Annotated in this window: 11 protein-coding genes; 9 read left to right on the forward strand and 2 right to left on the reverse strand. The window is 73.1% G+C overall.

What is annotated here, in order from left to right; translation table 11 throughout:
- Nucleotides 1-138 precede the first annotated feature (138 nt).
- Together ABTX18_RS07770 and ABTX18_RS07775 are read left to right on the forward strand one after the other, a co-directional pair.
- On the forward strand, nt 139-1,173 hold the full coding sequence (locus tag ABTX18_RS07770) for a C40 family peptidase (RefSeq protein ID WP_352121829.1): 1,035 nt from the start codon (nt 139-141) through the stop codon (nt 1,171-1,173).
- 50 nt (nt 1,174-1,223) lie between these two features.
- Nucleotides 1,224-2,477, forward strand: coding sequence for a hypothetical protein (locus tag ABTX18_RS07775; protein ID WP_352121830.1), 1,254 nt, complete (start codon nt 1,224-1,226; stop codon nt 2,475-2,477).
- Here ABTX18_RS07775 and ABTX18_RS07780 read toward each other — a convergent pair.
- Complete coding sequence (locus tag ABTX18_RS07780; protein WP_352121831.1) at nt 2,434-3,705, reverse strand: glycosyltransferase 87 family protein; 1,272 nt, start codon at nt 3,703-3,705, stop codon at nt 2,434-2,436. The genes ABTX18_RS07775 and ABTX18_RS07780 overlap by 44 nt on opposite strands.
- A 101-nt stretch (nt 3,706-3,806) precedes the next feature.
- Here ABTX18_RS07780 and ABTX18_RS07785 point away from each other — a divergent pair, with 101 nt between their 5' ends.
- Complete coding sequence (locus tag ABTX18_RS07785) at nt 3,807-4,949, forward strand: glycosyltransferase family 4 protein (RefSeq protein WP_352121832.1); 1,143 nt, start codon at nt 3,807-3,809, stop codon at nt 4,947-4,949.
- Between the two features lie 57 nt (nt 4,950-5,006).
- On the opposite strand, the gene ABTX18_RS07790 is transcribed toward ABTX18_RS07785, so the two are convergent.
- Nucleotides 5,007-6,803 carry an AMP-dependent synthetase/ligase gene (locus ABTX18_RS07790; RefSeq protein ID WP_352121833.1) on the reverse strand — a complete coding sequence of 599 codons (1,797 nt, stop codon included), beginning with the start codon at nt 6,801-6,803 and terminating at the stop codon, nt 5,007-5,009.
- 282 nt (nt 6,804-7,085) lie between these two features.
- Between ABTX18_RS07790 and ABTX18_RS07795 the strand changes: the two genes are divergently transcribed.
- The 6 genes from ABTX18_RS07795 to ABTX18_RS07820 all read left to right on the forward strand — a co-directional run bounded on the left by ABTX18_RS07795 (nt 7,086) and on the right by ABTX18_RS07820 (nt 12,101).
- Nucleotides 7,086-7,892, forward strand: a complete 807-nt coding sequence (locus tag ABTX18_RS07795; protein WP_352121834.1) for a metallophosphoesterase family protein — start codon at nt 7,086-7,088, stop codon at nt 7,890-7,892.
- 96 nt (nt 7,893-7,988) lie between these two features.
- Entirely contained in the window at nt 7,989-8,438 is a 450-nt protein-coding gene (locus ABTX18_RS07800; RefSeq protein ID WP_148017697.1) for an SRPBCC family protein, read from the forward strand.
- 4 nt (nt 8,439-8,442) lie between these two features.
- The gene (locus tag ABTX18_RS07805; RefSeq protein ID WP_352121835.1) at nt 8,443-9,657 is read left to right on the forward strand and encodes an ArsA family ATPase; all 1,215 of its coding nucleotides are present in this window, start codon (nt 8,443-8,445) and stop codon (nt 9,655-9,657) included.
- Nucleotides 9,658-9,739: 82 nt separating this feature from the next.
- On the forward strand, nt 9,740-10,198 hold the full coding sequence (locus ABTX18_RS07810; RefSeq protein WP_352121836.1) for a DUF5304 domain-containing protein: 459 nt from the start codon (nt 9,740-9,742) through the stop codon (nt 10,196-10,198).
- Nucleotides 10,199-10,271: 73 nt separating this feature from the next.
- Entirely contained in the window at nt 10,272-11,213 is a 942-nt protein-coding gene (locus ABTX18_RS07815; protein WP_352121837.1) for an ROK family glucokinase, read from the forward strand.
- Nucleotides 11,214-11,291: 78 nt separating this feature from the next.
- Nucleotides 11,292-12,101: an endonuclease/exonuclease/phosphatase family protein gene (locus ABTX18_RS07820; RefSeq protein WP_352121838.1), complete on the forward strand. Its 810-nt coding sequence runs from the start codon at nt 11,292-11,294 to the stop codon at nt 12,099-12,101.
- Nucleotides 12,102-12,361 lie beyond the last annotated feature (260 nt).

Consider the following 12,361-nt stretch of genomic DNA (forward strand, 5'->3'; position numbering starts at 1 on the left):
GACCGGCGCGCTCTTTGTCCGCTCCGTGATCGTCCGACTACTGTCTGCCTGCTGTGCAGCTCCCGTGCGTCGGTCCGCCCGCCCCGGGTGGCAGGGGCTGCGCACGTCTGCGTACAGCGGAAGGGAGTGCGGCGTCCTGTGGTGTCCCATCGCCGTTCCACACAGCCCGGCACGAGCCGGAGCGTCCGGGTGACCGTTGCGTCGGCTGCGGCGGTGACAGCCGCGGCGGCGCTCGGCACGGCCACCGCGAGCGCCGACCCGCAGGACACGCCGCGGACCGCCGGAGCCCGGGTGGACCGCCTCTTCACCGAGGCCGAGCAGGCGACCGAGCACTACAACGAGGCCGGCGAGAACGTCGCACGGCTGCGCGGCGAGGTCGGCCGGGCCCAGGACCGGGCGGCCCGGGGCCAGGAGCGCATCAACCGGATGCGTACGGAGATCGGTTCGGCCGCCCGCGAGCAGTACCGGTCCGGCGGCATCGACCCCTCCCTCGCACTGCTGCTCTCCTCCGACCCGGACAGTTACCTCGACCGGGCCGCCACCCTGACCCGGATCAACGACCGCAGGGTCATGGCCCTGGCCGGCCTCCGCAAGGCCCAGCAGGCGCTCGCCCAGACGCGGGCGGAGGCCGCCCGTTCGCTCGCCGGCCTGGAGCGCAGCCGTGCGGCGGTCAGCCGCCACAAACGCACCGTCGAGCGCAAGCTCCACCAGGCCAGGCAGCTGCTGAAGGAGCTGCCCGGGCCCGAGCGCGCCGCCTTCGAGCGGGCCTCGCGCACCGGCCGCGACGACGGGGCCGGCGAGCCGCCGGCCGGTCTGTCCGCGGGTTCGTCCCGGGCGGCGGCCGCCCTCGCGGCCGTGCACCAGGCGCTGGGCCGCCCGTACGTCTGGGGGGCGAACGGGCCCTCCGGGTTCGACTGTTCCGGGCTGATGCAGTGGGCGTACGCCCAGGCCGGGGTGAGCCTGCCGCGGACCTCGCAGGCCCAGCGGTACGCCGGCCGGATGGTGCCGCTCTCCGAAGCCCGCCCCGGTGACCTCGTCACCTACCGCTCGGACGCCAGTCACATCGGGATGTACGCGGGGAACGGCCAGGTGATCCACGCCCCGTACCCGGGAGCGCCGGTCCGCTACGACCCCGTCGGCATGATGCCCGTCTCCTCGGTCACCCGGGTCTGACCGCACACGCTTTCCACCCCCATGTGCCGGTCGGCCTTACCCTCGGTCATGTGGCTGATCAAGGGCGTACCGCGCGGCGGGCACGCGGCGGACGACGGCGCGCGGCGGGTGCCGTGCTCGCCGCGCTGCTGTGCGCGGCCGCCTGCACCGCCCCGGCCGACGATCCCCCCGACACCGCGGCCCGGGACATCCGCGCCACGCTGGACCGCAGGGCCGCCGCGGTGCTGCACCACGACGAGGACGCCTACGTGGCCACCGTGGACCCGGACGCCCCCGCGCTGCGGAGCACTCAGCGCAAGGAGTTCGGCCATCTCGCGGACGTGCCGATCGGCAGCTGGACGTACCGGGTCACGGACCTCGCCGCGCACGGGGCCGACCGGGCCACCGCCGACGTCCGGCTCGGCTATCGGATCGAGGGCTACGACAGTGCGCCGGTCTCCGTCGACCGGGTGCTCGACCTGGAGCGCGACCCGGCCGACGGCCGCTGGTACCTCACCGCCGACCGGGCCGCCGACGGCGGGGGCAGGCAGCTCTGGGAGCAGGGCGACGTCGAGGTCGTGCGCGGTGCGTCCAGCCTGGTGCTGGGGGTCGGCCGGCCCCGGGACGAGCTCAAGGAGATCGCCGCCACCGCGGACCTGGCCGTGCCCGACGTCTCCGCCGCCTGGCCGGAGCACTGGGCGGGGCGCGTGGTCGTGCTGGTGCCCGGCACCGTGACGGACATGGCGCAGCTGCTCGGATCTCCCGCCGCGAACTACCGGGGCATAGCGGCCGTCACGACCGGGGAGACCGGCGGTTCGGGGAAGGCGCCCGCCGACCGGGTGATCGTCAACCCGGAGGCGTACGCCCTGCTCGGTTCCTTCGGGCAGCGCGTCGTCCTCACCCACGAGACCACCCATGTGGCCACCCGCGCCGACACCTCCGCCGCCACCCCGGCCTGGCTCTCCGAAGGCTTCGCGGACTGGGCCGCCTACCGCGACCGGGAACGCACCGCCACGGAGATCGCCCCCGAGCTGGCCGACGCCGTCCGCCGGGGCGACGTGCCCGCCGCGCTGCCGGCCGACGAGGACTTCGGCTTCGCCGAGGACGCGGACCGGCTGGCGAGGGCGTACGAGGGCGGCTGGATGGCCTGCGAGCTCATCGCCGGGGAATGGGGCGAGGCGAAGCTGTACGCCTTCTACCGGGCCGTCGGGGGGCACGCGGGGCGGGACGGAGCGGTGGAGCAGGCCCTGCACGAGGTGCTCGGCACGACTCCCGAGGACTTCACGGTGCGCTGGCGGGAGTATCTGCGGAGCCGGCTCGGCTGAGCGGGGCGGCCCCGGCGGGTACGTCAGCCGCCGCGGGAGCGCCGTCGGCCGTTGAGCGCACCGTCTCCCGCCACAGCCGCGCGCACGCCATCAGCGACGCCGCGACCAGGAGCCCGTTGCGTACGAACATCAGGGTCACGCCCGTCGCGTCGCTGTTCACCACATGGCCGAAGCCGACCGGGAACTCCAGCTGGGTGACGCCCGTCGCCACCAGCACCAGGGCCGCCGGACAGACCATCCGGCTCTCCCGGAAGACCAGGCACACGGCGGCCAGACCCACCAGCCACAGCATGTACTGGGGGCTGATCACCCGGCTCGTGGTGGTGAACAGCAGCACCGCGGTGAACGCCGCGTCCGCCGTCGTACTCACCCCGAACGTACGGGCCCGCAGCCGCCACACCAGCAGCCAGCCGAACGCGGCCAGGCTCAGCACCAGGGCGAGGTTGCTCACCAGCGGGACGTGCGGCCCCAGGAACTCCAGCGAGCCGTAGTGCAGCTCCACCCGGCCCTGCCAGCCGAACTGCCGCGCCACATGGAAGACCAGCGCCCCCAGCGACTCGACCTCGGTGCCCCGGTCCCGCTGGAAGCCGAGGAAGGCCAGCGCGCCCGGCGCCGCCGCCGTGCACAGCACCAGCAGCCCGAGCGCCACCCCGCCCGCCGTCGCCCACGCCAGGCGGGTACGGCGGCCCCGGGCGGTGCCGGCGAGCAGCAACGCCGGCCACACCTTCAGCAGCGCCCCGAACGCCGCCAGCGCCCCCAGCAACCGCGGATGCCGGATCCCCGCCAGCAGCGCCGCCACCGCGACGGCCGTCACCATCACGTCGTACCGGGCGTACGCGGTCGTACCCAGCAGCGGGACCCCCGCCACCCACACCCATGCCCCGGCCGTCCGCCGGGCGGCGCCCCGGCCCGCGTACAGCAGCAGGGCCAGCACCAGGGCGTCGCACAGGAACGCCAGGACGAAGAAGGCGGAGGCGTAGTCCAGGAACGGCAGCAGGGCGGGGGACAGGATCGCGAGGGCCGCGACCGGCGGGTACTGCCAGGTGACGTCGGACTGCGGATAGGTGCCCGACCTCAGCACGTCGTACCAGCCGTGGTAGATCACCGACACGTCGCTCGTCACGTCGAAGCCCGGTGGCGTGATCACCTTGCTGACCCAGAGCAGCAGCAGCGCTCTGCTGAGCGCCCATACCGCGAAGGCCGCCGTCCGGCCGCTCGAACCCGTCATGACCCGCCCTCGCCCGTTCCATTCCCCGTACGAGGAGCCATGATGCCCGTCCCCGCTGTGGGCGAGCCATCAGGCGGGGCCGCCCGGTACTGTCGGCGGCGATGGACAAGACCTTGATCGTGACCAATGACTTCCCGCCCCGTCCCGGTGGCATCCAGGCGTTCCTGCACAACATGGCGCTCCGGCTGGACCCGGAACAGGTCGTCGTCTACGCCTCCACCTGGAAGCGTGGCGCCGAGGGAGCGGCGGCGACCGCGGCCTTCGACGCCGAGCAGCCCTTCACCGTGGTCCGCGACCGTACGACGATGCTCCTGCCGACCCCGCGGGTGACCCGGCGCGCCACGGAACTGCTGCGCACCCACGGCTGTACGTCCGTCTGGTTCGGTGCCGCCGCTCCCCTCGGCCTGATGGCGCCGGCGCTGCGCCGGGCCGGGGCCCGCCGGCTGGTCGCCACCACTCACGGGCACGAGGCAGGCTGGGCGCAGCTGCCCGCCTCCCGTCAGCTGCTGCGGCGGATCGGCGAGGGCACGGACACGATCACCTACCTCGGTGAGTACACCCGCTCCCGGATCGCCGCCGCGCTCACCCCGGCCGCCGCCGGGCGCATGGTCCAGCTCCCGCCCGGCGTCGACGAGAAGACCTTCCACCCGGACTCCGGCGGCGACCGCGTCAGGGCCCGGCTCGGGCTCACCGACCGGCCGGTCGTCGTCTGCGTGTCCCGGCTGGTGCCCCGCAAGGGCCAGGACACCCTGATCCTCGCGATGCCCGCGATCCTGGCCGAGGTGCCCGACGCGGTCCTGCTGATCGTCGGCGGCGGGCCGTACGCCGGGGAGCTGAGGAAGCTGGCCGCGCAGACCGGGGTGGGGGACTCGGTGCGGTTCACCGGTCCGGTGCCCTGGGAGGAGCTGCCCGCGCACTACGGGGCCGGTGACGTCTTCGCGATGCCGTGCCGGACCCGGCGCGGCGGCCTCGACGTGGAAGGCCTCGGCATCGTCTACCTGGAGGCGTCCGCGACCGGGCTGCCGGTCGTGGCGGGCGACTCGGGCGGAGCGCCGGACGCCGTGCTCGACGGGGAGACCGGGTGGGTGGTGCGCGGCGGCTCGGCCGAGGAGTCGGCGGAGCGGATCGTGGCGCTGCTCGGTGACGCGGAGCTGCGGCAGCGGATGGGGGAGCGGGGCCGGGCCTGGGTCGAGGAGAAGTGGCGCTGGGACCTGCTGGCGGAGCGGCTGCGGGAACTGCTCTGAGCCCGCGTACCCGGAAGGGGCCCCGCTGCGGCGGGGCCCTTTCCGCGTACGTCCGGATCAGGCGCGGTAGATCGACTCCACCTCGTCCGCGAAGTCCTTCGCCACCACGTTGCGCTTGAGCTTCAGCGACGGCGTGATGTGGCCCGCCTCCTCGGTGAACTGGGCGGCCAGGATGCGGAACTTGCGTACGGACTCGGCCTTGGAGACCGCGGCGTTGCCGTCGTCGACCGCGCGCTGCACCTCGGCCAGCAGCTCGGGGTCCTCGCGCAGCGACAGGGCGGTCGAGCCGGCGGGCTTGCCGTGCTCCTCGGCCCAGTGGCCCAGGAACTCCTCGTCCAGCGTCACCAGCGCGCCCACGAACGGGCGGCCGTCGCCGACGACCATGCACTCCGCCACCAGGGCGTGCCCCCGAATGCGGTCCTCGATGACGGCGGGAGCGACGTTCTTGCCGCCCGCCGTCACGATGATCTCCTTCTTGCGGCCGGTGATCGCGAGATAGCCGTCCTCGTCGAGGGTGCCGATGTCACCGGTGTGGAACCAGCCGTCGGCCAGCGCCTCGGCCGTCGCCGCCTCGTTGTTCCAGTAGCCGGCGAACAGGTGCTCGCCGTGCAGCAGCACCTCGCCGTCGTCGGCGATGCGCACGACGGAACCGGGCAGCGGCTGGCCGACCGTGCCGATCTTCTGCCGGTCCCACGGGTTGAAGGCGGTGGCCGCACACGTCTCGGTGAGGCCGTAGCCCTCCAGGACGGTGAAGCCGATGCCGCGGTAGAAGTGGCCGAGCCGCTCGCCCAGCGGTGCGCCGCCGGAGATCGCGTACTCGCCGCGACCGCCGAGCACGGCCCGCAGCTTGCTGTAGACGAGGCGGTCGAAGACCTTGTGCTTGAACTTCAGGCCGACGGACGGGCCCTGAGGGGTGCCCAGTGCGCGGCTGTAGGCGATCGCCGTGTTCGCGGCCTTGTCGAAGATCTTGCCCTTGCCGTCGGCCTGGGCCTTGGCGCGCGCCGAGTTGTAGACCTTCTCGAAGACGCGCGGCACCCCGAGGATCAGGGTCGGCCGGAACGCGGCCAGTTCATCGGTGAGGTTCTTGATGTCCGGTACGCAGCCGAGCTTGATCGGCGCCATCACGGAGGCGACCTCGACCAGCCGGCCGAAGACGTGCGCGGCGGGCAGGAAGAGCAGCACGGAGCACTCGCCGGTACGGAACAGCGGCTTCAGCCGCTCCACCACGTTGCCGCACTCCGCGAAGAAGCTGCGGTGCGTCAGCACACAGCCCTTGGGGCGGCCGGTGGTGCCCGAGGTGTAGACGATGGTGGCCGGGTCGTCGGCCTTCGCGCTCGTCATCCGCAGGTCGAGCGCCTCGTCCGAGATCTCCTCGCCGAGCGCCGACATCCGGCGGATCGTGCCATCCTCGATCTGCCAGATGCCCTTCAGAGCGGGCAGATCCGCCTGGACCGAGACCACGGACGCCTGGTGCGCCTCGGACTCCACGATGCACAGGGTGGCGCCCGAGTCGCCGAGGATCCACTGGATCTGCTCGGCGGAACTCGTCTCGTACACCGGCACGGTGACGGCGCCCGCGCTCCAGATCGCGAAGTCGAGCAGCACCCACTCGTAACGGGTGCGGGAGAGCAGGGCGACCCGGTCGCCGGGTTCGACACCGGAGGCCATCAGCCCCTTGGCGACGGCTCTGACCTCGGCCAGGAACTGGGTGGCGGTGACGTCCGTCCAGACGCCCGCCACTTTGCGGCTCATCACCGCGACATCGGCATGCTGAGCGGCATTGCGGCGGATGAGATCCGTCAGGTTGCCGTCCGAGGGGACCTCGTACAGGGCCGGAAGGCTGAACTCGCGCAAGACTGCTGCTCCTCATCGGGCTCCGGTGCCACGGCTCTGTGTGACGCACCGGCTGCGGTCCAAGACAGGCGGGTGCTCAGTGGGGTGAGCACGACTGGACTGCCCGGACGTTACCCACCGGTACTCGGTTCCCGATAGGGGGTTCGGGCCAGATGTCTTATGCATCACACATATCGGTCGTGGTTATCCGCGCAGAGTAGTCCACCCCGCACGGCCTCCGTAGGTATCCGCAGGTCCAGGGGTCCCTACCCACGTCGGCCACCGAGTTCTAGGGTGATCGTCATGCGAGCAGGACGGAACAGCCCGAGTGCCTCAGCCGGACGGCGCACCCGCGTCCACGTGGTCAGCGACGTACACGGGAACACCGAGGCGCTGGCCCGCGCCGGAGAGGGCGCCGACGCCCTCGTGTGCCTCGGTGACCTGGTGCTCTTCCTCGACTACGCGGACCACTCGCGCGGCATCTTCCCCGATCTCTTCGGCGTCGAGAACGCCGACCGGATCGTCGCCCTGCGCACCGAGCGCCGCTTCGAGGAGGCCCGGGACTTCGGCCGGGAGCTCTGGGCGGGGATGGACCGCAACGCCGCGATCGTCTCCGCGGTGCGCAAGCAGTACGCCGAGATGTTCGCCGCGCTGCCCACGCCGACGTACGCCACGTACGGCAACGTCGACATCCCCGGCCTGTGGCCCGAGTACGCGGGTCCCGGCACCACCGTCCTGGACGGCGACCGCGTCGAGATCGGCGGCCGCGTCTTCGGCTTCGTCGGCGGCGGCCTGCGGACCCCGATGCGCACCCCGTACGAGATCGGCGACGAGGAGTACGCGGCCAAGATCGAGGCGGTCGGCTCGGTCGACGTGCTCTGCACGCACATCCCGCCCGAGGTCCCCGAGCTCACGTACGACACCGTGGCCCGCCGCTTCGAGCGCGGCAGCCGGGCGCTGCTCGACGCCATCCGCCGCACCCGCCCCCGCTACTCCCTGTTCGGCCACGTCCACCAGCCGCTGGCCCGCCGGATGCGGATCGGCGACACCGAGTGCGTGAACGTCGGCCACTTCGCCTCGACCGGCCGGCCCTGGGCGCTGGAGTGGTGACCCAGGCCCTCGCCCGAACCGGCCTGGCCCTGGGATAGCCTTCTGGCGGCAGGCCTCTGCCGACCGACCGGTACACCGCACTGGAGGGCCACAGCGATGGCTGAACACACCAGCTCGAGCATCACGATCGAGGCGGCACCGGCCGACGTCATGGGCGTGATCGCCGACTTCGACCGCTATCCGGAATGGACCGGCGAGGTCAAGGAGGCCGAGGTGCTCGGCACCGACGACCGCGGTCGCGCCGAGAAGGTCCGCCTCGTGCTGGACGCCGGCGCGATCAAGGACGACCACACCCTCGCCTACACCTGGATCGGCGACTACGAGGTCAGCTGGACCCTGGTCAAGTCCCAGATGCTGCGGGCCATCGACGGCTCGTACGCCCTGGCGCCGCTCGGCGACGGCGACCGCACGGAGGTCACCTACCGGCTGACCGTCGACGTGAAGATCCCCATGCTCGGCATGATCAAGCGCAAGGCCGAGAAGGTCATCATCGACCGCGCCCTGGCCGGCCTCAAGAAGCGTGTCGAGTCCGTCCCGAAGGCCTGACCCGGTGCGTACGGTCCTGGTCACCGGCCTCGGCGGCGCCGGCCGCAGCACCGTCGCGGCGGCCACCGCGCTGGCCGGCGCCCGCGACGGCGCCCGCACCCTGCTGATCTCCGCCGACACCGTGCCCGGCTTCCCGACGGCCACCGAACCGACCGCCGTCGCCGACGCGCTGTGGTCCGTCCGGATCGACTCCGGCGCGCACTTCCGCAGCGAACTCCTCGCCCTCCAGGACAAGTTGTCCGGCGTGCTCGACCTGCTCGGCGGCAACCGCATGGACGGCGAGGAGCTCACCGAACTCCCCGGCAGCGCCGCACTCGCGATGCTCCACGCCCTGCGCCGCGCCGCACAGGGCGACTGGTCCCGGGCCGGCTACGACCTCCTCGTCGTCGACCTGCCGCCGCTGCACGAAGCCCTCGCCCTGCTCGCCCTGCCCGGACAACTGCGCCGCTACCTGCGCCGGCTGCTGCCCCAGGAACGCCAGGCCGCCCGCGCCCTGCGCCCGATGCTCGCCCAGCTCGCCGGCGTGCCCATGCCCGCCCAGTGGCTGTACGAGGCCGCCGCCCGGCGCGACGCCGAGCTGGCCGACGTCCAGGCGCTGATCGAGGACCGCGCGACGACGCTCCGGCTCGTCGCCGAACCGGGCCCGGCCGCCGAGGACGCCCTGCGCGCCGCCCGCACCGGGATCGCCCTCCACGGGCTGCGGGTCGACGCCCTGGTCGCCAACCGGGTGCTGCCCCGGCACGCGGCCGACCCCTGGTTCGCCGCGCTCGCCGGGCAGCAGGAGAAGTGCCTCGGCCACTGGCACGAGGAACGGTCCGCCGAGACCCCACCGCTCCACATGCCGCACCTCGGGCGCGATCCGCAGGACCCCGGCGACCTCGCCGGCCTCGCGGACGACACGCCGGGGCTGCTCCCGGACAGCCGCGACGGAGGCCGCGCCGAGGACCCCTGGTGGATCGAGGAGGCCGGAGCCCCCGAAGGACAGGACGACGCCGACGGCATACTCGTCTGGTGCCTGCGCCTCCCCGGCGCCGCCAAGAAGGACCTCCAGCTGGTCCGGCGCGGCAACGAGCTGCTCCTCACCGTCGGTCCGTTCCACCGCATCGTGCCCCTGGAGTCCGCACTGCGCCGCTGCACCGTCTCCGGCGCCGCCCTCACGGACGGGGTGCTGCGGGTCCGCTTCACGCCGGACCCCGGGCTGTGGCCGAACAGGAGCTGAACGGCGTACCACCGTTCGGGTACCGTCGTTGGTAGAAGCCCCCGGCTGCCGGCCGCCGGCAGCCACATCGCAGGAGTCCGCCATGAGCGAAGCCACCGATCGTCCCGCCGACGACGACGCGTGGGCGCAGGCCTGCGCCGAGGACCTCGCCGCCGAGAAGGCCCGCCGCCGCGCCGCGTACGGCCCGCCGCCCGGCTCCGCCGCCGAGGAGCTGCGCAAACTGGTCGACGCGGTGGCCGACAAGCTCGGGTCCCTCCAGACGCCTTTGTTCGGCATGGCTGCCCAGGGGGCCGTACAGCAGGTCATCAAGCAGGCGAAGTCCGCCGTCGAGCCCGTTATCGAACGCAATCCGGACGTTTTCGATCACATTGCCGCGGCCGGCAGTGAACTGCTCGCCGCCTACCGCTCGGCGGTCGAGGGCCAGGAACGCCGCTGGACCCAGGGTGCGGGGGACCCCGCAGGCACCGAATCGAAGGCGGACGACCCCACGGACCCTCGTGACGAGGGGCCCGGCGCCGGCGAACACATCGACCTGGACTGACCGGCGCCGACAGGAGGGGGCCCCGCCTCGGGTACGGTTGCCCCAGCGGGGCTCGACCGAAACTGAGGGATTCATGGGACTCACCATCGGCGTCGATATCGGCGGCACGAAGATCGCAGCTGGAGTGGTGGACGAAGAGGGCCACATCCTCTCGACCTTCAAGGTGCCGACCCCGCCGACGGCCGAAGGCATCGTGGACGCCATCGCGGCGGCGGTGTCCGGCGCGAGCGCGGGACACCCGGTCGAGGCGGTCGGCATCGGCGCGGCCGGATACGTCGACGACAAGCGGGCCACGGTGCTGTTCGCACCCAACATCAACTGGCGGCACGAGCCGCTGAAGGACAAGGTCGAGCAGCGCGTCGGCCTCCCGGTGGTCGTCGAGAACGACGCCAACGCCGCGGCCTGGGGCGAGTACCGCTTCGGCGCCGGGCAGGGCCACGAGGACGTCATCTGCATCACGCTGGGCACCGGCCTCGGCGGCGGCATCATCATCGGCAACAAGCTGCGCCGCGGACGCTTCGGCGTGGCCGCCGAGTTCGGCCACATCCGGGTCGTCCCGGACGGACTCCTCTGCGGCTGCGGCAGCCAGGGCTGCTGGGAGCAGTACGCCTCCGGCCGTGCCCTCGTCCGGTACGCGAAGCAGCGCGCCAACGCCACCCCCGAGAACGCCGCGATCCTGCTGGCGCTCGGTGACGGCACGGTCGACGGTATCGAGGGCAAGCACATCAGTGAGGCCGCCCGGCAGGGCTGCCCGGTGGCCGTCGACTCGTTCCGCGAGCTGGCCCGCTGGGCCGGCGCCGGACTGGCCGACCTCGCCTCGCTCTTCGACCCGTCCGCCTTCATCGTCGGCGGCGGCGTCTCGGACGAGGGCGAACTGGTCCTCGACCCGATCCGCAAGTCGTTCCGGCGCTGGCTGATCGGCGGCGAGTGGCGCCCGCACGCCCAGGTGCTCGCGGCCCAACTGGGCGGCAAGGCCGGTCTCGTGGGCGCGGCGGACCTGGCCCGCCAGGGCTGATCCGGCTGGACACGGACACACCGGACGCCCGTCGCGCCCCTCTCGGGGAGCGGCGGGCGTTCGCCGTATCGTGACCGCATGGCCATGATGTCGCTGCCCGACTCCCGTACCGAGAAGGACGGCTCGGCCGTCGTCAGAGTGCTCAGCTACAACGTCCGCTCGATGCGCGACGACTGTGACGCACTGGCCCGCGTCATCCAGGCCTGCGCACCCGATCTGGTCCTCGTGCAGGAGGCGCCGCGCTTCTTCCGCTGGCGCAAGGCCGCCGCCCGGCTCGCCGCCCGCAGCGGCCTGGTGGTCCTCGGCGGCGGCGCCACCGCGGCAGGGCCCCTGTTGCTCTGCTCGCTGCGCGCCACGGTGGAGCGCACCGAGGACATCCTCCTGCCGCTCACCCCGGGACTGCACCGCAGGGGCTTCGCGACCGCGGTCGTCCGGATCGCGGGCGCCAGGATCGGTGTGCTGAGCTGCCATCTGAGCCTCGAGCGCGCCGAACGCCTCGCCCAGGCCGAGCGGTTGCTGGAGACGGTGGACGCGATGGGCGTCGATCACGTGGTCGTGGCCGGCGACCTCAACGACGTACCCAGCGGGCGCGCCTTCCGGCTGCTCGCCGGGCGGTTCCAGGACTGCTGGGCGGTCCGGCCCCGGGGCGGTGAGCACACCTTCCCGCCGCACGACCCGCACAAGCGGATCGACGCCGTCTTCGCGACCGGCGGCATCGAGGTGCTCGGCTGCGGGGTCCCCACGGGACTGCCCGGCGTCCGCGAGGCGGACCTGATGGCCGCGACCGACCACCTGCCGGTCCTGGCGGCGCTGCGGGTGCCGGGTTCCTTGCGGGGTGCGGGTCGCTCCGGCGGGGCGGTTCCGTCCTCAATCGCCGGACGGGCTTGAGACGCAGGTGCGGGTGCCACGCGCTGCGCGGGGGTGCGCCTGCCCGGTGGGTGGGGGGTGGGGTCCCTCCGGGGAGACTCCTCAGAAATGGCATGTGCGGCCAGGCGGTTGCCTGACCCCCGTCGTACGCCATTTCCTGCGGGGACTCCCCTGCACGCCCCCACCCGGCCGTCCTGCGTCTGCAGATCAGCCCTGCGACTGTCGCAGACGCACGGCGGCCGGGTCCGGGGGCGTGCAGGGGAGTCCCCGCAGGACGACGA

It is taken from the genome of Streptomyces sp. NPDC096323, assembly GCF_040302845.1.
Lineage (GTDB): Bacteria > Actinomycetota > Actinomycetes > Streptomycetales > Streptomycetaceae > Streptomyces.

What these genes read in the sequence shown, in the direction of transcription:
- ABTX18_RS07780 (WP_352121831.1), bottom strand. Translation starts at nt 3,705, where the DNA reads ATGACGGGTTCGAGCGGCCGGACGGCGGCCTTCGCGGTATGGGCGCTC.
- ABTX18_RS07785 (WP_352121832.1), top strand. Translation starts at nt 3,807, where the DNA reads ATGGACAAGACCTTGATCGTGACCAATGACTTCCCGCCCCGTCCCGGT.
- ABTX18_RS07795 (WP_352121834.1), top strand. Translation starts at nt 7,086, where the DNA reads ATGCGAGCAGGACGGAACAGCCCGAGTGCCTCAGCCGGACGGCGCACC.
- ABTX18_RS07800 (WP_148017697.1), top strand. Translation starts at nt 7,989, where the DNA reads ATGGCTGAACACACCAGCTCGAGCATCACGATCGAGGCGGCACCGGCC.
- ABTX18_RS07810 (WP_352121836.1), top strand. Translation starts at nt 9,740, where the DNA reads ATGAGCGAAGCCACCGATCGTCCCGCCGACGACGACGCGTGGGCGCAG.
- ABTX18_RS07815 (WP_352121837.1), top strand. Translation starts at nt 10,272, where the DNA reads ATGGGACTCACCATCGGCGTCGATATCGGCGGCACGAAGATCGCAGCT.
- ABTX18_RS07820 (WP_352121838.1), top strand. Translation starts at nt 11,292, where the DNA reads ATGGCCATGATGTCGCTGCCCGACTCCCGTACCGAGAAGGACGGCTCG.